Raw genomic sequence first — 18732 nt, 5'->3', positions numbered from 1 at the left:
GATGTTTGTAAGCCTGGCAGTCGAGCGTCCACGGTTGTGGCGTGAGCGGTTCTGTACGGAAGGACGGTCCCCGTGACGGAGGCAGCGGAGCTTCCCCCGGCGCCTGAAGAGGCGCGCGCGGTGTTCGGTGAGTTTTTCCCGGAAGCTGTGCGGTATGCGGAGCTGCTCGCGGACGCGGGTGTCAAGCGGGGCCTCATCGGCCCCCGTGAGGTTCCCCGGTTGTGGGAGCGGCACCTGCTGAACTGCGCGGTGCTCTCCGAGGTGGTGCCCGCCGGCGTCACCGTGTGCGATGTGGGCTCGGGGGCCGGCCTGCCCGGTATCCCGCTGGCCCTGGTCCGGCGGGACCTGAAGATCACCCTGCTGGAGCCGCTGCTGCGCCGGACGACCTTCCTCCAGGAGGCCGTCGAGCTGCTGGGGCTGGACCATGTCACGGTGGTGCGCGGCCGGGCTGAGGAAGTCCTCGGCAAGGTCCAGCCGGTGCATGTGGTCACGGCGCGGGCGGTCGCCCCGCTGGACCGGCTGGCGGGCTGGGGTGTGCCGCTGCTGCGTCCCTACGGGGAGATGCTGGCGCTCAAGGGCGACACCGCCGAGGAGGAGCTGATCGCGGCGAAGGTCGCGCTCAGCAAGCTCGGTGTGGTGAAGACCTCAGTGCTCCAGGTCGGCGAGGGCGTGGTCGACCCCCTGTCCACGGTGGTCCGCGTGGAGGTCGGGGAGAGTCCCGGCGGGGTGCGGTTCGCGGCCAAGCGGGCGAAGGCGGCGCGCACCAGCAGGACCCGTCGGCGCCGCTGACCGCGGTGGCAGAGGGGCGAGAAGGAGCGGTGCGGGGCGGGTTTGACCCCTATGGGCAGGGATTGCGGAGTGTCGTAGAGGGCTGATGACTCCGCCCCGGCATCGTGTTTCACGTGAAACATCGCTCTCTGCTGCACGGGATCATCAGTCGCGGCCGGGCTGCTGCCGCCCCCCGCCCCCGCCGGGACGCGGGGGTGACGGAGTTGTCCACAACGGTGGATTCATCCACAGGAGCACGGGCCCCGCTGGTTCGCGACCCCGGTGGCATGGCAGGCTCTCTTCATCGCGAGCCCGCTGCCGAGGAGAGTGACACCGTGCGGTCCGACGCCAACCTCGCGGGGCCGATGGCCGATCCGGTCCCCGGTCCCCGCTCTGAACCTCCAGGCGAGGATGTTTCCCTGGGCGCGCCCCCGGCGGCGGCCGCTGCGGAGGCACCCTCGCTCCTCGTGGACAACGACGAGGACACCCCGATCGAACATGCCGCGCAGGTGGCGGTCGAGGGTCTCGGACGTTCCGGTGTGCCCCTGCCCCGGCCCGCGGAGACGCGGATCATGGTGGTCGCCAACCAGAAGGGCGGCGTGGGCAAGACCACGACGACCGTGAACCTGGCGGCCTCCCTGGCCCAGCACGGCGCGCGCGTCCTCGTGATCGACCTGGACCCGCAGGGCAACGCCTCCACGGCCCTGGGCATCGACCACCACGCCGACGTGCCCTCCATCTACGACGTGCTCGTCGACAGCCGGCCGCTGCTGGAGGTCGTCCAGCCGGTGGTGGACGTGGAGGGCCTCTTCTGCGCCCCGGCGACCATCGACCTGGCGGGTGCGGAGATCGAGCTGGTCTCGCTGGTGGCCCGTGAGAGCCGCCTCCAGCGCGCGATCCAGGCGTACGAGCAGCCGCTCGACTACATCCTGATCGACTGCCCGCCCTCCCTGGGCCTGCTGACCGTGAACGCCCTCGTGGCGGGCGCGGAGGTACTGATCCCGATCCAGTGCGAGTACTACGCGCTGGAGGGCCTGGGCCAGCTCCTGCGGAACGTCGAGCTGGTGCGGGCGCACCTGAACCCGGCCCTGCACGTGTCCACGATCCTGCTGACGATGTACGACGGCAGGACCCGGCTGGCCTCGCAGGTGGCGGAGGAGGTGCGCACCCACTTCGGCAAGGAGGTGCTGCGCACGAGCATCCCCCGGTCCGTACGCATCTCGGAGGCCCCGAGCTACGGGCAGACGGTGCTCACGTACGACCCGGGTTCCAGCGGGGCCCTCTCCTACCGGGAGGCGGCGCGGGAGATCGCGTTCCGGGGAGCCGGAATCATTGACGACGCCCAGTACGCCCATCCGGGCACGGGCACGAACAGCACGCAGAGCATGGCGGAGGGGATCCAGTGAGTGAGCGACGTAGGGGTCTGGGGCGGGGGCTCGGCGCGCTGATCCCGGCCGCTCCCCAGGAGAAGAACCCGGCGATGGGAGCCGGGTCCACGTCCCCGTCGGCGGTACCGGTACTGACGTCGGAGCGGGGCATCGCCGCGGCGAAGCTCGCCGCGCTGGCGCAGGCCGATGCTTCTCTCTCCCTGGGGGTGGCGGCGACGCCGCCGCAGGAGGAGCCGGCCCCGGCGCGGCCCGAGGCCGCGGAGATGGCGGGCGCCACGTTCGCGGAACTCCCGCTGGACGCCATCACGCCCAACCCGCGCCAGCCGCGCGAGGTCTTCGACCAGGAGGCCCTCGCGGAGCTGGTGACATCGGTCCAGACGGTGGGCGTGCTCCAGCCCGTGGTGGTCCGGCAGGCGGGCTCCCCCGGGCAGTACGAACTGGTGATGGGTGAGCGGCGCTGGCGTGCCTGCCGCGAGGCGGGGCTGGAGACCATCCCCGCGATCATCCGGGCGACGGACGACGAGAAGCTCCTCCTCGACGCCCTCCTGGAGAACCTGCACCGCGCGCAGCTGAACCCGCTGGAGGAGGCGGCCGCCTACGACCAGCTCCTGCGGGAGTTCCACTGCACCCACGACGAGCTGGCCGACCGGATCGGGCGCTCGCGCCCGCAGGTCTCCAACACCCTGCGGCTGCTGAAGCTCTCCCCCCAGGTGCAGCGCCGGGTTGCCGCCGGGGTGCTGTCGGCGGGTCACGCGCGGGCCCTGGTGTCGGTGGAGGACAGGGAGGAGCAGGACCGTCTCGCCCAGCGGATCGTGGCCGAGGGGCTCTCGGTGCGCGCGGTCGAGGAGATCGTCGCCCTGCTGGGCTCCGAGCCGTCGGGCCCCGTGAAGCCCAAGGGCCCGCGGGCCGGGAGCCGGGTGTCCCCGGCGCTCAGCGAGCTGGCGACGCGTCTGTCCGACCGGTTCGAGACGCGGGTGAAGGTGGATCTGGGCCAGAAGAAGGGCAAGATCACCGTCGAGTTCGCGTCGATGGAGGACCTGGAGCGGATCCTGGGCACCCTGGCGCCGGGTGAGGGCCGCGTGCTGGAACAGGGGCTCGCCGGGGAGTAGTTCTCCCCTTCGCGTTTTGCCGCTGCCCCCTGTGTCGTGAGAGGTCCACCCTCGAAGATGCGGGGGGCAGTGGTTACGATGCCGTTATGGGTCGTCGGCTGGTACCGCTCACGCTGGACAACCTCCAGGACCTGCCCAGGCGTTGCCGGAGCTGTGTGTTCTGGGAGCTCGATCCCGTCACCGGCGAGGCCGCCGTGAAAGCGGGCACCGCGGAGCTGGAGAAGGAGGCGTGGATCTCCGCCGTCCTCCTGGACTGGGGATCCTGTGGCCGGGTGGTCTACGTGGACGAGGTGCCCGTGGGCTTCGTCCTCTACGCGCCGCCCGCCTACGTACCGCGCGCCGCTTCCTTCCCGACGAGCCCGGTCTCACCGGACGCGGTGCAGCTGATCACGGCCTGGATCATGCCGGGCTACCAGGGGCAGGGGCTGGGGCGGGTGATGGTCCAGACGGTCGCCAAGGACCTGCTGCTGCGGGGGTTCAAAGCCATCGAGGCATTCGGCGACGCCCGCTGGGAGAGGCCCGCCTGCCTGCTGCCGGCCGACCATCTGCTGTCGGTGGGCTTCAAGACCGTACGCCCCCATCCGGCCCATCCGCGGCTGCGGCTGGAGCTGCGCACGACGCTGTCGTGGAAGGAAGACGTGGAACTGGCCCTGGACCGGCTGCTGAGCGGGGCGAGGGCGCGCAAGGAACCGGTGCTGCGACCGCTGTGACGGTCCCCGGACCGCTGTGACGGTCCCGGGTACGCGAACGGGGCCGCCCCGGGAGGGGCGGCCCCGTTCCGCTGTCTTATGCCTTGGCCTGGATGAAGCCGTCCAGGTCGCGCACGATGGCGGCCTTCGGCTTGGCGCCGACGATGGTCTTGACGACCTCGCCGCCCTGGTACACGTTCAGCGTCGGGATGGACATGACCCCGTACTTGGCGGCCGTGCCGGGGTTCTGGTCGATGTTGAGCTTGACGATCTCGATCTGGTCGCCGTACTCGGCCGCGATCGCCTCCAGCGAGGGGGCGATCTGGCGGCACGGACCGCACCACTCGGCCCAGAAGTCCACGAGCACGGGCTTGTCGCTGCGAAGGACCTCGGCGTCGAAGTCGGCGTCGGTCACGTTCTTGAGGGTGCCGGCCACAGCGGCCTCCTTTTTCCTGCGGGGTGGGGTGTAGGGGGGTGAAGCGGGGTCAGACGGTCGCGGCGGCGGTCTCGGCGTCCGAGAGGGCCGCGAGGAAGCGCTCCGCGTCGAGAGCGGCGGAGCAGCCGGTGCCGGCGGCGGTGATCGCCTGACGGTAGGTGTGGTCCACGACGTCGCCGGCGCCGAAGACACCGGAGAGGTTGGTGCGCGTGGAAGGCGCGTCGACCTTCAGGTAGCCCTCGTCGTCCAGGTCGAGCTGGCCGGTGAACAGCTCGGTGCGCGGGTCGTGGCCGACGGCGATGAACAGGCCGGTCACGGGCAGCTGCGAGGTCTCGCCGGTCTTGGTGTTGCGCAGGGTCAGACCGGAGAGCTTCTGCTCGCCGTGGATCTCGGCGACCTCGCTGTCCCAGGCGAAGCTGATCTTCGGGTCGGCGAAGGCGCGGTCCTGCATGGCCTTGGAGGCGCGCAGGGTGTCACGGCGGTGGACGATCGTGACGGACTTGGCGAACCGGGAGAGGAAGGTCGCCTCCTCCATCGCGGTGTCACCGCCGCCGACCACGGCGATGTCCTGGTCCTTGAAGAAGAACCCGTCGCAAGTGGCGCACCAGGAGACACCGCGCCCGGAGAGCGCGTCCTCGCCCGGCAGGCCGAGCTTACGGTGCTGGGACCCGGTGGTGACGATGACGGCCTTGGCGCGGTGGACGGTGCCGGCGGTGTCGGTGACGGTCTTGATCTCACCGGTGAGGTCCACGGAGACGATGTCGTCCGGGACGAGCTCGGCGCCGAAACGCTCGGCCTGCGCGCGCATGTTGTCCATGAGGTCCGGACCCATGATCCCGTCCCGGAAGCCGGGGAAGTTCTCGACCTCGGTCGTGTTCATCAGCGCGCCGCCGGCGGTGACGGCACCCTCGAAGACCAGGGGGTTGAGCGAAGCGCGTGCGGTGTACAGGGCGGCCGTGTAACCGGCCGGCCCGGAGCCGATGATGATCACGTTTCGTACGTCGCTCACGGGTTCTTTCCTCGTCTCTGCGGACTTCGTGGTGCCTACCGGGGGCCGGTGCGGACTCTCACCCCACCCAACGGATCCTACGGCGCGCGCATTCCCCCTCCGTCACCCTCCGCCTCCGGATGCGTCGGAAGCGGGCCGCGGAGCCCTTCAGCCGCGGGGGTAGGTCCGGGTGAGAAGCGGCTTTCCGGAGGGTGTCGAGGGGTTCTCCGCGCAGCCTGAGGCCACGAGGTAGGCGTCCACCAAAGCGGAGTCCTCCGCATGGGGCAGCACGAGGAGGTAGACCGCCGTGCCCTGATAGTGGCCCGGTTCGGCGGCGAGGGGGGTCTCGGTGCGGCCGGTGGCCTGCTGGACGCAGCGGGGGACCACGGGCGCGGCCGGCCCCGGCGAGGCCGGCGGCTCGGCGGGGGCCAGTCCCGGAGGGGAGTCCTGGAGCTCCATGGTCCGGTTGGAGTCACCGGGCGCGGTCTTGGTGGTGTTCGCCGTGGGCCCGTCGGCCAGGAGCCGGTGGACGTTCTGCTGGAGTCCCTGAGCGGTGTAGTCGCCGGGGGCGGGGGAGCCGGCGGCCCGGACGGTGTTGTTGCTCGTGGCGCTCTCGTGGGCTCCGGTTCCGCTCAGCCCGTTGAAGAGGAGGACGCCGAGGACGCAGGCGGCCGCCCCGGCCAGACCGGTGAGGACGGCGATACGGCGGCGGGCGCGGCGACGACCGGGCCCCGCTGCGCCGGACGGGTGACCGGCGGGTCGGCGGGCGTCGGCCCGGGCCGACGCCGTTTCACGTGAAACACCGGCGGTTTCACGTGAAACACCGGCGGTTTCACGTGAAACATCGTTGGTTTCACGTGAAACGTCGTCGGTGACGCGGGGCTCGGGTGCGGTCCGGGCCTCGGTCCGGGAAGCGGTGGAGTCGAGGAGGGCCTCGGCGGCGAGGGCCGCGTCGATGCGCCCGGCGATGGCGGAGGGCATCCGCGGCGGCCCGGGCAAGGTGCCCAGCAGGGAGCGGATCTCCTCCAGGGAGGCCAGGACATCGGCACAGAGCGTGCAGCCGGCGAGGTGACGGCGGACCTCGGCGGTACGGGAGGGGGAGAGGAGTCCTTCGGTGAGGTCGGAGATCTCCGAGACCTCCGGGTGCCGGATCGTGCCGGCAGTGCCGGTCGTGGGGGTCACGGTCGTCCACCTCCGCCCTTCACAGGGTCTGGGTCCGGTTCTGGATGCCTGGCTTCTGCCGCAGATGGGACGGATGCCCCCGGCGTCCGGTTCCTTCCCCGCCCGGTGGCGGTGTTATCCCCGGTAGACGTGCGCAGATGAGTGAGGAGCGGGAGGAGTTTCGCCCGGCCGCGCGCACACCGGCTCTTGACGGTCCCGACGGGGACGTCGAGGACGGCGGCGGCTTCGGCGACGGGATACCCCTGCATGTCCACGAGGACGAGGGCGGCTCGCTGATCGTCGGGCAGGGTGGACAGGGCGGCCAGGAGCTGGCGGTGGAGGTCGTGTCGTTCCGCGGGGGCCTCAGCGGACTCGTGGGGCTCCAGCAGCAGCTCCAGCCGGTCCGTGTCGTCGAGGGGGGCCGTCCGGCGCGAGGCGGCCTTGCGGGCCCGGTCCAGGCAGGCGTTGACGGTGATCCGGTGCAGCCAGGTGGTGACGGCGGAGTCCCCGCGGAAGGTATGCGCGGCCCGGTAGGCGGAGACCAGGGCGTCCTGGACGGCGTCGGCCGCCTCCTCCCGGTCCCCCAGCGTCCGCAGCGCCACGGCCCACAGCCGGTCCCGGTGCCGGCGCACCAGCTCGCCGAAGGCATCGGGGTCCCCGGCGACATGCAGGGCCAGGAGCTCCTGGTCGCTGCGGTCACCGGCTGCGGCTTCGTCCAACGGTGAGCCCTCCCCTGCCGTGCGTCAGCCCTTGAAGGTCACGTCCGTGATGCCCTGCTTGTAGCCCGCGCCGCTGTAGTTGTCGTAGCCGGCGTACGGCATCTCGGTGATCCACAGGAGCACGTAGCGCGTCTTGACCGGCTTCGACGCGGTCAGCTTGACGCTGTCGTCCTTGGTGTTGACACCCGCGAACTTCTTCTTCGGGTCGACGGCGTCCTTGACATCCTTGGGGCTCGGGGAGTCGGCCGCGTAGAGCGCCAGGGTGGTGTGGTTGCCCCCGTACCTGAGCCCTATCGAGACCTCCTTGACCTCCTGCTCGGAGCCGAGGTCGTAGACGATTCCGACGCCGGGCTTGATCACGATCTTCGGGCCGTCGGAGAAGCTCTTGGTGCGCCAGTAGCTGGAGGCGTCCCCGTCGTAGGTCTTGTCGACGTCGCCGGGGTTCTGGGGGGTCCCGTCGGGCGCGTATTCCTTCGCGTCCTTGATGGGGAGGGCGGCGAGTTCCTTCTTCTCCGGAGCCGGACCCTGCTGCTGGGGCTGCGTCGTCTCGTTGTTGTTCTGCTTGCCGTGGTCCAGGAGCGCGTCGGCCAGCTGCCAGCTGCCCAGGCCCAGTGCGGCGATCAGGAGGGCGGCGACGCCCCACTTCAGGGCGCGGCCCGTCCGGCTCTGCAGCGGGGGCGGCGGGGGCACGGCCACGGAGATCGGGGCCGCGGGCATGCCGACGGGAGCCGGGCGGCCGTAGCTGCCCTGCTGGTAGGTGGTGTGCTGGTACTCCGGCGGGGCGGTGAAGGCCGGCTCGGGCGGTTTGATGCGGGGCATCGCCGCGACGGCCTTGGCCAGTTCCTCCGGGGTGGTGCAGGGCGGCTCCTGACGGGAGGCCGTGGCCCCGTCGTTGGCGAGGGCGCGCATGGCGAGCTCGCCGAGGCCCCGGTGGACGCCGGCGCGGACCTGGTCGGGGGCGAGCAGACCGACGCCCTTGGGCAGGCCGCGCAGGCCGTAGGCGTCGTTCTCGTACGGCCAGCGCTGGGTGAGGGCCGCGTACAGCAGCGCGCCGATGGCCTCGGTGTCCGCCCGCTGCGGGGTGTCGCTGGTGATGCCGCGCAGGGCTGCGTTCACGGCGAGGCCGCGGATGCGGTACTGGCCGGTGGAGGTCCGCAGTATCGCGCTGGGCGTCAGGCGCAGGTGGGCCAGGCCCTCGCGGTGGGCCGCGGCCATGGCCTGGGATACCTGGCTGACGAGTTGGTACGCCTCGTGGGGCTCCAGCGTGCCGGCGGCGAGAACGGCGGTGAGCTCGGTCGCGTCGGGCAGCCATTCGTGGACGACGTAGACGAGGTCGTTCTCCTCGACGGCGTCGAGGACCTGGACGAACCGGGGGTCGCCGAGCAGGGCGGAGGAGCGGGCCGCGGCCAGGACCGTGCGGGCCCGCGGGTGGTCGGCGGGCAGCAGGTGCACCCCGACGGCGCGGCGCAGCTTCTCGTCCATCGCACGCCAGCTGCTGAATCCGTCCAGACGGGTGACGCACTCCTCCAGGCGGTAGCGCCGGGCGAGCTTGTGGCCGCTGTGGAGTTCCGGTGCGGTGGCGGGCGCCGCGCTTCTGCGTTCGCCGTCCTTCTCGGGCATGGGCACGTCCGCGGCTCGTCCGTTCTGGGTGTCCACCCCGTCGGCCGTGGCCTTGGCCGCATCTGCGGCCAGCGGCTGGTCGCCGCTGTTGTCGGCCACGTCGACGGCAGCTGTGCTACGTTCCGCCACCGTCGTCCCTGCCTCCCCATCCGTTACGCGCTGTCGGCCAGTCTGCGAAGCCATGCCAATTGTGCCCACAGTCCGGCGCTATGCACGACACGCGAAGGGACCCGACGGTTGTGCGCATCAGCGTCCCAGTCGGCCGCGGACCATTCCGACCATGGAGTTGAGCTCTTCGATGCGCATGCGCTTGGCGGCGAGGAGGAACACCGCCCCCAGCGCGATCCCGCCGGCGACGAGGGCGGCGAGTGAGCCGAGGGCCCCGCTGCCCAGGACCTGCGTGACCCCGTAGGCGGCGGCGCCCGCCGCGACGGCCGCCGGGACGCACGCGCCGATCAGACGGGTGTAGGTGCGCATGACGTGGGCGCCGTCGAGGTCCCCGCCGAGGCGGGACTTGAGGCGGCGCCAGGCCACGCCGACGCCGACCACGTAACCGAGGCCGTACGCGGCGGCCATGCCCACGACCGCCCAGCGCGCGGGCAGCACGAAGTAGGCGAGCGCGGAGACGCCGGCGTTGACCGCGGCCACGATGACGGTGTTGTAGAAGGGGGTCCGGGTGTCCTCGTAGGCGTAGAACCCGCGCAGGACCACGTACTGGACGGAGTACGGGATCAGGCCGAGGCCGAAGGCCATCAGGACGTAGCCGATGTTGACGGCGTCCTTGCCGGCGCTGGCGTAGAGCAGGGTGGCCATCGGGACGCCCAGCGCGAGGAACGCGAAGGCACAGGGAACGATGGCGACGGCCGAGGTGCGCAGGCCGTAGGAGATGTCGTCGCGGACCGCCGCGGCGTCGCCGTCGTGGGCGGAGCGGGAGATGCGCGGCAGGACGGCCGTCATGACGGAAACGGTGATGATGGCCTGCGGCATCTGCCACAGGAGCAGCGCGTAGTTGTAGGCCGTGATACCGGTACCGCCGTGGCCCTGCTTCTCGGCGGCGGTCCCGGCCGCGGTGGCGAGCTGGGTGACGACGACGAGGCCGATCTGGTTGGCGAGGACGAAGAAGAACGTCCACTTGGCCAGGCCGGCCGCCTTCCCGAGGCCGTGGCCCTTCCAGTCGAAGCGCAGGCGCGGCTTGAAGCCGGCGTCGCGCAGGTAGGGGAGCATCGCCAGGGACTGGACGGCGAGGCCGAGCAGGGTGCCGATGCCGAGGAGGCGGACGCCCTCGGGCGTGATGGTCGCCTCCGAGACCCCGGAGGTGGTGAACCCGCCGAAGGCCCAGATGAACGCGCCGAAGGTGGCGATGACGACGATGTTGTTGAGGACCGGGGTCCACATCATCGCGCCGAAGCGGCCCCGTGCGTTGAGGATCTGACCGAGCACCACGTGGACGCCCATGAAGAACATCGTGGGCAGGCAGTAGTGCGCGAAGGCCACCGCGACGTCGAGGCGCTTGGGATCGCCGGCGATGGTCGGGGACATCATGCGGATGAAGAGCGGCGCCGCGAGGACGCAGATGGTGGTGACCGCGCCGAGCAGGGTGACGACGAGGGTGAGCAGGCGGTTGGCGTAGGACTCCCCGCCGTCCTCGTCGTTCTTCATGGCGCGGACGAGCTGCGGGATGAAGACCGCGTTGAGGGCGCCGCCGCCGACGAGGACGTAGATCATCGTCGGCAGGGTGTTGGCGACCTGGTAGGAGTCGTTGAGGGTGGCGACGCCGATCGCGCCGGCGATCACCAGGGTGCGGGCGAAGCCCGTGATGCGGGAGACGATGGTGCCGGCCGCCATCACGGCGCTGGACTTGAGCAGGCTCGCGGCCTTGCCTGCGGGCTTGCTCGGCGCCGGGGTCGCGACGGGAGCCTCTTCGGCGGGCGCGCCGGGCGCCGCCTGCTGGTCCCGGTAGAGGTGCGTGAAGGCGTCGGGCTCCGGCTGCTCGTCCGAGGCGCTGGTCACGAGCGAGTCCACGCCGACGAACTGCGTGGTCGCGGCGTGGTCGCCGTACGGCAGGTGGCGGGACGGCCCGTCCGGCTCGGGCGGCGGCGTCTGGGCCCAGACGCGCGGGTCCGGGCCGGGGCCGGGCGCCTGGGGCGCGGCGTAGAGCGGCCCGGGCTCCTGGTAGGTGCCCGGCGGCGGCGGGGGGTGGGAGGCCCGGTCGTAGAGGGCCTCGGCCACGGGGTCCTGGGCCGACAGGTCCTGCGACCGGTAGGGGTCGTAGTCGTAGGCGTCCTGGACGTACGGGTCCTGGTCCGGTGCGGGCGCGGGCGGCGGAACCTGCCCGGGCACCGGAGTGCCGGGAGCAGTGCCCTGGGCGGGCCCAGGCCCACCAGTGCCCTGCGCGCGGTCACCGTCGTACGGCGCGTTCATCGCAACCCCACCTCATCGTCCCCAGGCCCCGACCGGCCACGGCATCGCTCAACGGTCACTGTCTCACCCGTTCCGGACCCCTCAGTGCTTTGCGGTCCGGTGTCCGTGGACTCGTCACTCGGCTGCGTGCTCTCCTCGGCGGCCGCCCGGGCGGCGACGCGCTTGCGGCTGGCATACATCTTGATGCCGGCCAGGACGAGGAGGAGCACGCCGCCGGCGATGACGAGCATGACGGTGGGGGTGATCTCGGTGGCCTCGACGGTGAACTTGCGTTCCTTGCCGTACGGCACCCCGTCCTTGGTGAACAGGCGCGCGGTGACCTCGACCGGACCACTCGCGGTGGCGTTGGCGGTGAACTTTACCGTCTGGCTGTGGCCGCCCTGAACGGTGACTTCCTGTTCCGCTTCGCTGAACATCAGACGGGTCGGGTTGGCGGACTTCACCCTCAGGACCAGGTTGTGCACGTCCTGGACGAGGCTGTTCTGGACGCTGACCGGGATGGTCGCGCTATGTCCGGACAAGGTGGCGTCCGACTTGGGGATGAGCTTGACCTTGTCGGTGAGCCCGGTCAGGTACGCCTGGACGTCGTCGCGGTAGCGGTCGGCCTCCTCGGGCCGGCCGCGCCAGGAGGTGGACATCTCGCGGTTGGTGGTGTTGCCGAAGGGGATCTCGACCCGGTCCGGCGCCGTGAGGATGACCTTGAAGTGGTCGAGGGTGCTCTGGGTGGTGCGGATCTTCTCGAACGCCGACACCGGGAGCTCCTGCTTGCTCAGGGCCTCCGGGTACTGGCCCGCGCCGGGGACCTGGGTCGCGGCGCCGGGGTCGGGCTTGGCGGCTGCCGCGGCCTCCAGGTCGGAGGGCTGGGTCCAGCGTGCGGCCTGGAGTCCCCGCAGGGCGAGCGCCATCGAATCGGCCTGGCTGGCCGAGGGCCGCCGCTGGGGGGCGACCACGTAGCTGCGCGGCTCGTCACCGCTCTGCAGGTTGAGCGCCAGGCTGTGGGCGAGGAACCGCTGCACGGCCAGCGTGGAGTTCCCGGCGCTGGCCATGTCGCCCTCGAAGGCGGTGGACAGGTCCGCGTCGGCGACCACGGCGGTGGCGCCCGCCCCGATGGGACGGGCGGCGCTCGGGGTGTAGCCGAGGGCGCCGGTCTCCTGGAGGCTGTCACTGCGGGTGAGGACGTTGTGCGCGCCGGCCGAGGTGGCGACGTTCACGATCGACGGGTCGATGGCGCCGTCCACGGGCCAGGAGAAGTCGGTGGAGGGGGTGACGTGCAGCACGGTCTCGACGGCCTGCTTCGCCTTGTCGGTGGCCGGCCGCAGCTGGCCCAGGGTGCCGGAGACGTCCTTGCCGCGGTGGGCCAGGGAGGCGATGTCGGGATCGGCGAACGGCAGGGCGACGACCTTCTTGCCCTGGACGGCGCTCTCCAGGGCGCTCAGCCACTGCTCGGCCACGGCCCTGCTCCGGCCCTGGACGGGCTTGCCGTCCGGATCGGCGCTGCGCACCCGGTAGCCCTTGGTCATGGCGTCGACGGTGGCGAGCAGGTCGGGGTCGATGACCCAGGTGACGGGCAGGTCCTTGCCCAGCGAGACCATCCGCTCCAGGCGCCCGCCCGGGCGCAGCTCCTCGGCCAGGGAGTCGTCCATGAAGACCGGGGTCTGGACCTCGTCGGAACCGGTCTCGGCGGTGACGCGGGTCGTGGAGACCAACGGCCACACATAGGTGAAGGCGGACCGCTTGGCGGCCGGGTCCGGCTGCCAGGGCAGGAAGGTCCGCTGGATGCCGAGCACCTGCTCGGACGGACGGCTGTCGGTCGTCCCGGACACGGAGACGCCCAGCTGGTAGACGCCGTCGGCGCCCAGGTCGAGCCGGTTGAGCGGCACCTTGAGGGTGAAGGGCTGGCCGACCTTCGAGGGGAGGGAGTCGATCTTCACGGCGAAGGCGGAGTCGATCTCCCCCGGGTCCACCCCGGGCCGGAAGCCCTTGCGGTCGGCCACCTCGTCGATGGCCGACCGGTCGCCCACCATGGGGCCGACCCGCAGTCCGACGTGGGCTCCCTTGATCGTTTCGCGCCCGTTGTTGACCACCGTCCCCTGGATGGTCAGCGTGTCGCTCTTGACGGGAGCGCTGGGCGACACCTCGGTCAGCTGGACGTCGACCGAGGACTCGGCGGCCTGGGCCACGGGGGCGGGAGCGTAGATCAGGGCGGCCAGTACCGGCGTCCCGCTCAGCAGGACGACCGCCCGCCGCAGCCATCGGCGCCGGGCAGGGGCGGAGGCCGCCCCCTGGATTTCTGCCGCCTCGGCCACGCGCTCACCAGTCCCTCGAAGTGTCAGTGGTCGTCGGTTCTGCGTCTACGCATGGTAACGAGGAGCGCTGTGCGCGAGTGCCGCGCCTTGCTCCACAAGATCGGTTCCGGACGGGTTCCGGTTCCCGGAACCCGGGCCGGAGCCCGGCGGCGCTCCGCCGGAAGAAACCGGGCGGCCCCCGCCGGGCGGGCCACGTACCCTTTTCAGTTGTGCCGAACGCCAATGAAGACAACCCCAGTGCCCTGAGTCAGGTGCAGCGCCGCGCGGTCAGTGAACTGCTGCGGGTCGCACCCGTCGCCGACGAGCTCGGCCGCCGCTTCCAGGAGGCGGGCTTCCGCCTCGCCCTGGTCGGCGGGTCCGTACGCGACGCGCTGCTGGGGCGTCTCGGCAACGACCTCGACTTCACCACCGACGCGCGGCCCCTGGACATACTGAAGATCATGCGGCCGTGGGCCGACTCGGTCTGGGACGTCGGCATCGCCTTCGGCACCGTCGGCGCCCAGCGCGCGGGCTTCCAGATCGAGGTGACCACGTACCGTTCCGAGGCGTACGACCGCACCTCCCGCAAGCCGGAGGTCTCCTACGGGGACTCCATCGAGGAGGATCTGGTCCGCCGCGACTTCACCGTCAACGCCATGGCCCTGGCCCTGCCCGAGCAGGAGTTCGTCGACCCGTACGGCGGCCTGGAGGACCTGGCCGCAGGCGTGCTGCGGACGCCCGGCACCCCGGAGGACTCCTTCTCCGACGATCCGCTGCGCATGCTCCGGGCGGCCCGGTTCGCCGCCCAGCTGGACTTCGAGGTGGCCCCCGAGGTCGTGGCGGCCATGAAGGCGATGGCCGACCGGATCGAGATCGTCTCGGCGGAGCGGGTTCAGGCCGAGCTGAACAAGCTGCTGCTCTCCGCCCACCCGCGCAAGGGCCTGGCGCTCCTGGTGGACACCGGTCTCGCCGACCGGTTCCTGCCGGAGCTGCCCGCGCTGCGGCTGGAGCGTGACGAGCACCACCGGCACAAGGACGTCTACGACCACTCGCTGATCGTCCTGGAGCAGGCGATCGCGCTGGAGGAGGACGGCCCGGACCTGGTGCTGCGGCTCGCAGCCCTGCTCCACGACATCGGCAAGCCCCGCACACGCCGCTTCGAGAGCGACGGCCGGGTCTCCTTCCACCACCACGAGGTGGTGGGCGCGAAGATGACCAAGAAGCGCATGACGGCGCTGAAGTACTCGAACGACATGGTCAAGGACGTCTCCCGGCTGGTGGAGCTGCACCTGCGCTTCCACGGCTACGGGGACGGCGAGTGGACCGACTCGGCGGTGCGCCGTTACGTCCGGGACGCCGGCCCGCTCCTGGACCGGCTGCACAAGCTGACCCGGTCCGACTGCACCACCCGCAACAAGCGCAAGGCCAACGCGCTCTCCCGCACCTATGACGGCCTGGAGGAGCGGATCGCCCAGCTCAAGGAGCAGGAGGAGCTGGACGCGATCCGTCCCGACCTCAACGGCAACGAGATCCAGCAGATCCTGGGGATCGGTCCCGGGCCGGCGGTGGGCAAGGCGTACGCCTTCCTGCTGGAGCAGAGGCTGGAGCACGGCCCGCTGGGGCACGACGGAGCGGTGGCGGCCCTCAAGCAGTGGTGGACCGAACAGGCTCCGCAGGTCTGACGGCCACCGCGGCGGCCCGAGGAGCCGGTGACGCCCGAGACGCCCGATGTTTCACGTGAAACGGCCCCTACGTTTCACGTGAAACATCGATCCGCGTGCGTCCCCGCCGCAGGAACACCGCCGTCGCGGCGTAGATCAGGGACGCGGCCAGCAGCAGGGCCACGGACCGCCCGTCGGCGGGGAGCACCAGCGAGGACACCGCGGCCGCCCCGACGAAGGCCACGTTGAACAACACGTCGTAGACGGAGAACACACGGCCCCGGTAGTCGTCGTCCACCCGGAACTGCACCACCGTGTCGGTGGAGATCTTCGTCCCCTGGGTGGAGACGCCCAGGGCGAAGGCGGCGACGAGCATCGGCCCGGGGGCGAAGAAGAGGCCGAGGGCCGGCACCAGGAGCGCCGAACCGGCCGCGCAGACGGTGATCCAGCCCAGCGGACCGAGCCGGCCCACGAACCAGGGGGTCACGACGGCGGCCGCGAAGAACCCCGCCCCGGAGACCCCGACGGCGATCCCGAGCAGGGCCAGGCCGTCGGACTCGTTGTCCGACCACGCGTAGCGGCAGAGCATGAGCAGCATCACGGTCAGCGCCCCGTACGCGAAGCGCATCAGCGTCATCGCGGTCAGGGCCCGTGCGGCCTCCCGCCGGCCGGCGAGATGCCGGAGCCCCTGGGCCATGCCCCGCGCGGTGAGGGCGATCCCCTCGGTGACCGAGGGGCGGGTCCGGCCCGGCGGGTGGTCCGGCCCGAGGAGGCCGACGGCGAGCCGCAGCGCCACCAGCCCCGAGCACAGGTACAGGCCGGCCCCGACGAGGACGACGAGGACGTTGGACCCCGAGCCGAGCAGCCGGACGAGGAACGCCAGACCACCGCCGGCGACGGCGGAGAGCGTCCCGGCGGTGGGCGAGAGGGCGTTCGCGGTCACCAGCTGGTCGGCCTCGACGACATGGGGCAGGGAGGCGGCGAGTCCGGCGAGGACGAAGCGGTTGACGGCCGTCACGGACAGGGCTGAGGCGTAGAAGAGCCAGTCGGGGACGTGTACCAGGATCAGTCCGGCCGTGACGCAGGCCAGGAGGGCCCGGAGCAGGTTTCCGTAGAGGAAGACCTGGCGGCGGCGCCAGCGGTCGAGCAGCACTCCGGCGAAGGGGCCGATGGCCGAATAGGGCAGCAGCAGCACGGCCATCGCCGAGGCGATGGCCGCCGGGGAGGTCTGCTTCTCCGGGGAGAAGACCACATAGGTGGCGAGCGCGACCTGGTACGCCCCGTCGGCCGCCTGGCACAGCAGCCGCACGGCGAGCAGGTTGCGGAAGTCCCTCCGGCGCAGGAGTACGCGCAGATCACGTACGACAGGCATGAGGGCAAGGGTCACATACACCGAGGGTCTCCGGACACATAGTCCGGAGACCCTCGGTGGAAGAACCGTCGAAGAGCAGGTGACCCGGGGGCCCTGGATCCGACGCGGCGCGCTGACTAGCGCTCGACCTCGCCCTTGATGAACTTCTCGACGTTGGCCAGGGCCTCGTCGTCGAAGTACTGGACCGGCGGGGACTTCATGAAGTAGCTGGAGGCCGACAGGATCGGGCCACCGATGCCGCGGTCCTTGGCGATCTTCGCGGCGCGCAGGGCGTCGATGATGACACCGGCGGAGTTCGGGGAGTCCCACACCTCGAGCTTGTACTCCAGGTTCAGCGGGACGTCGCCGAAGGCGCGGCCTTCGAGGCGGACGTAGGCCCACTTGCGGTCGTCGAGCCACGCCACGTAGTCGGACGGGCCGATGTGGACGTTCTTCTCGCCGAGCTCGCGGTCGGGGATCTGCGAGGTGACGGCCTGCGTCTTGGAGATCTTCTTCGACTCCAGGCGGTCGCGCTCCAGCATGTTCTTGAAGTCCATGTTGCCGCCCACGTTGAGCTGCATGGTGCGCTCGAGGCGGACGCCGCGGTCTTCGAAGAGCTTGGCCATCACGCGGTGCGTGATGGTCGCGCCGACCTGGGACTTGATGTCGTCGCCGACGATCGGGACACCGGCCTCGGTGAACTTGTCCGCCCACTCCTTGGTGCCGGCGATGAACACCGGGAGGGCGTTGACGAAGGCGACCTTGGCGTCGATGGCGCACTGGGCGTAGAACTTCGCCGCTTCCTCGGAACCGACCGGGAGGTAGCAGATCAGGACGTCGACCTGGCGGTCCTTGAGGATCTGGACCACGTCGACCGGAGCCTCGGAGGACTCCTCGATCGTCATGCGGTAGTACTTGCCGAGACCGTCGAGGGTGTGGCCGCGCTGGACCGTCACGCCCTTGTTCGGGACGTCGCAGATCTTGATGGTGTTGTTCTCGCTGGCGCCGATGGCGTCCGCGAGGTCCAGGCCGACCTTCTTCGCGTCGACGTCGAACGCGGCGACGAACTCGATGTCACGGACGTGGTAGTCGCCGAACTGGACGTGCATCAGACCCGGGACCTTGGCGGCCGGGTCGGCGTCCTTGTAGTACTCGACGCCCTGCACCAGCGAGGCGGCGCAGTTGCCCACGCCGACGATGGCTACGCGAACCGAACCCATTCCGGTTGCTCCCTGTTTGTTCTCGGAACGAGACCTGCGAGATGCAGGTCTCACTTTGCTGTTTCGTCGGGCGGACCGGGGCGTCTTTGGTCCCGTCCCGCCCTCTCGCTCTCGATGAGCTCGTTCAGCCAGCGCACTTCACGCTCGACGGATTCCATTCCGTGCCGCTGCAGTTCGAGCGTGTAGTCGTCCAGGCGCTCCCGTGTGCGGGCGAGCGAGGCGCGCATCTTCTCCAGGCGCTCCTCCAGCCGGCTGCGGCGGCCCTCCAGCACGCGCATCCGCACTTCTCGTTCGGTCTGGCCGAAGAAGGCGAAGCGGGCGGCGAAGGACTCGTCCTCCCAGGTATCGGGGCCGGTGTGGGAGAGGAGCTCTTCGAAGTGCTCCTTACCTGCTGCCGTCAACCGGTAGACGATCTTGGCGCGGCGCCCTGAGAGTGAAGCGGCGAGAGCGTCCTCCGGGGCGTTTCCCGGTTCTTCGATCAACCAGCCGTTGGCGACCAGCGTCTTGAGGCAGGGATAGAGAGTCCCGTAGCTGAACGCCCTGAACACCCCCAGCGAGGTGTTGAGCCGCTTGCGCAGCTCGTAACCGTGCATGGGGGATTCGCGAAGCAGGCCGAGGACGGCGAACTCGAGGATGCCTGAGCGCCTGCTCATCCGCCTGCCCCTCTCTGCCTCTGAGTTTATGCCGAGCTGATGTATCGGCTCGATACATCCAGACCATAGATCGGGGGGCTTCCCGCGACAAGCCACAACATGGTGACCGGCGTCACATCACCAATTCGTACGCCGCAAGTTGCCTGATTTGGGGTGAACTTCGGCACTGATTGGGTTTTGACCGTGCGTAGGCTGTGCGGCAGGACCACCGGGGGGAACCGGAATCACCTGCCGCTTCCAGGCCACTCGCCTGCCCGAGGAGT

15 protein-coding genes are annotated in these 18732 nt (G+C 70.8%); 5 read left to right on the top strand and 10 right to left on the bottom strand.

Annotated features, from left to right (window positions below; translation table 11 throughout):
• The first annotated feature begins 72 nt into the window (after window positions 1-72).
• From rsmG to ABZ716_RS11760, 4 genes are all read left to right on the top strand, one after another.
• Entirely contained in the window at window positions 73-789 is a 717-nt protein-coding gene (gene rsmG / locus ABZ716_RS11775; protein ID WP_358809716.1) for a 16S rRNA (guanine(527)-N(7))-methyltransferase RsmG, read from the top strand.
• A gap of 266 nt (window positions 790-1055) precedes the next feature.
• On the top strand, window positions 1056-2174 hold the full coding sequence (locus ABZ716_RS11770) for a ParA family protein (protein WP_358958339.1): 1119 nt from the start codon (window positions 1056-1058) through the stop codon (window positions 2172-2174).
• Window positions 2171-3265 carry a ParB/RepB/Spo0J family partition protein gene (locus ABZ716_RS11765; RefSeq protein ID WP_358958336.1) on the top strand — a complete coding sequence of 365 codons (1095 nt, stop codon included), beginning with the start codon at window positions 2171-2173 and terminating at the stop codon, window positions 3263-3265. Before ABZ716_RS11770 ends, ABZ716_RS11765 begins: the two co-directional genes overlap by 4 nt.
• A gap of 86 nt (window positions 3266-3351) precedes the next feature.
• Window positions 3352-3975, top strand: a complete 624-nt coding sequence (locus tag ABZ716_RS11760) for a GNAT family N-acetyltransferase (RefSeq protein ID WP_351877646.1) — start codon at window positions 3352-3354, stop codon at window positions 3973-3975.
• A gap of 76 nt (window positions 3976-4051) precedes the next feature.
• Here the strand turns inward: ABZ716_RS11760 and trxA are convergent, their stop codons facing one another.
• From trxA to ABZ716_RS11725, 7 genes are all read right to left on the bottom strand, one after another.
• Window positions 4052-4390 (bottom strand): thioredoxin, encoded by a 339-nt coding sequence (gene trxA, locus ABZ716_RS11755; protein ID WP_358809719.1) that lies wholly within the window; start codon window positions 4388-4390, stop codon window positions 4052-4054.
• A 49-nt stretch (window positions 4391-4439) separates the two neighbouring features.
• Complete coding sequence (gene trxB / locus ABZ716_RS11750; RefSeq protein ID WP_351877642.1) at window positions 4440-5399, bottom strand: thioredoxin-disulfide reductase; 960 nt, start codon at window positions 5397-5399, stop codon at window positions 4440-4442.
• A 147-nt stretch (window positions 5400-5546) separates the two neighbouring features.
• Entirely contained in the window at window positions 5547-6560 is a 1014-nt protein-coding gene (locus ABZ716_RS11745; RefSeq protein WP_358958334.1) for a hypothetical protein, read from the bottom strand.
• Complete coding sequence (gene sigM / locus ABZ716_RS11740) at window positions 6557-7258, bottom strand: RNA polymerase sigma factor SigM (protein WP_358958331.1); 702 nt, start codon at window positions 7256-7258, stop codon at window positions 6557-6559. Before sigM ends, ABZ716_RS11745 begins: the two co-directional genes overlap by 4 nt.
• A 24-nt stretch (window positions 7259-7282) precedes the next feature.
• Window positions 7283-9007 carry a serine/threonine protein kinase gene (locus tag ABZ716_RS11735; protein WP_358958328.1) on the bottom strand — a complete coding sequence of 575 codons (1725 nt, stop codon included), beginning with the start codon at window positions 9005-9007 and terminating at the stop codon, window positions 7283-7285.
• Between the two features lie 117 nt (window positions 9008-9124).
• The gene (murJ, locus tag ABZ716_RS11730) at window positions 9125-11299 is read right to left on the bottom strand and encodes a murein biosynthesis integral membrane protein MurJ (protein ID WP_358958325.1); all 2175 of its coding nucleotides are present in this window, start codon (window positions 11297-11299) and stop codon (window positions 9125-9127) included.
• The gene (locus ABZ716_RS11725; RefSeq protein ID WP_358809724.1) at window positions 11296-13605 is read right to left on the bottom strand and encodes a DUF6049 family protein; all 2310 of its coding nucleotides are present in this window, start codon (window positions 13603-13605) and stop codon (window positions 11296-11298) included. Before ABZ716_RS11725 ends, murJ begins: the two co-directional genes overlap by 4 nt.
• Window positions 13606-13814: 209 nt before the next feature.
• On the opposite strand from ABZ716_RS11725, the gene ABZ716_RS11720 reads away from it, so the two are divergent.
• Entirely contained in the window at window positions 13815-15266 is a 1452-nt protein-coding gene (locus tag ABZ716_RS11720; RefSeq protein WP_358958323.1) for a CCA tRNA nucleotidyltransferase, read from the top strand.
• Between the two features lie 67 nt (window positions 15267-15333).
• Here ABZ716_RS11720 and ABZ716_RS11715 read toward each other — a convergent pair whose 3' ends face one another.
• From ABZ716_RS11715 to ABZ716_RS11705, 3 genes are all read right to left on the bottom strand, one after another.
• On the bottom strand, window positions 15334-16617 hold the full coding sequence (locus ABZ716_RS11715; RefSeq protein WP_358958320.1) for an MFS transporter: 1284 nt from the start codon (window positions 16615-16617) through the stop codon (window positions 15334-15336).
• Window positions 16618-16733: 116 nt separating this feature from the next.
• Window positions 16734-17816 (bottom strand): inositol-3-phosphate synthase, encoded by a 1083-nt coding sequence (locus ABZ716_RS11710; RefSeq protein ID WP_351877626.1) that lies wholly within the window; start codon window positions 17814-17816, stop codon window positions 16734-16736.
• A 50-nt stretch (window positions 17817-17866) separates the two neighbouring features.
• Window positions 17867-18469 (bottom strand): helix-turn-helix transcriptional regulator, encoded by a 603-nt coding sequence (locus ABZ716_RS11705; protein WP_351877624.1) that lies wholly within the window; start codon window positions 18467-18469, stop codon window positions 17867-17869.
• Between the last annotated feature and the right edge of the window lie 263 nt (window positions 18470-18732).

This window comes from Streptomyces sp. NPDC006687, assembly GCF_040636215.1.
GTDB lineage: Bacteria > Actinomycetota > Actinomycetes > Streptomycetales > Streptomycetaceae > Streptomyces.
The sequence above is the reverse complement of the archived record's forward strand: the minus strand, read 5'-3'. Positions and strand labels throughout refer to the sequence as shown.

Excerpts from the sequence above, each read along its gene's own strand:
- ABZ716_RS11710 (WP_351877626.1), bottom strand. The coding sequence starts at position 17,816 with ATGGGTTCGGTTCGCGTAGCCATCGTCGGCGTGGGCAACTGCGCCGCC.
- ABZ716_RS11705 (WP_351877624.1), bottom strand. The coding sequence starts at position 18,469 with ATGAGCAGGCGCTCAGGCATCCTCGAGTTCGCCGTCCTCGGCCTGCTT.
- ABZ716_RS11770 (WP_358958339.1), top strand. The coding sequence starts at position 1,056 with ATGGCAGGCTCTCTTCATCGCGAGCCCGCTGCCGAGGAGAGTGACACC.
- ABZ716_RS11760 (WP_351877646.1), top strand. The coding sequence starts at position 3,352 with ATGGGTCGTCGGCTGGTACCGCTCACGCTGGACAACCTCCAGGACCTG.
- murJ (WP_358958325.1), bottom strand. The coding sequence starts at position 11,299 with ATGAACGCGCCGTACGACGGTGACCGCGCGCAGGGCACTGGTGGGCCT.
- ABZ716_RS11715 (WP_358958320.1), bottom strand. The coding sequence starts at position 16,617 with ATGCCTGTCGTACGTGATCTGCGCGTACTCCTGCGCCGGAGGGACTTC.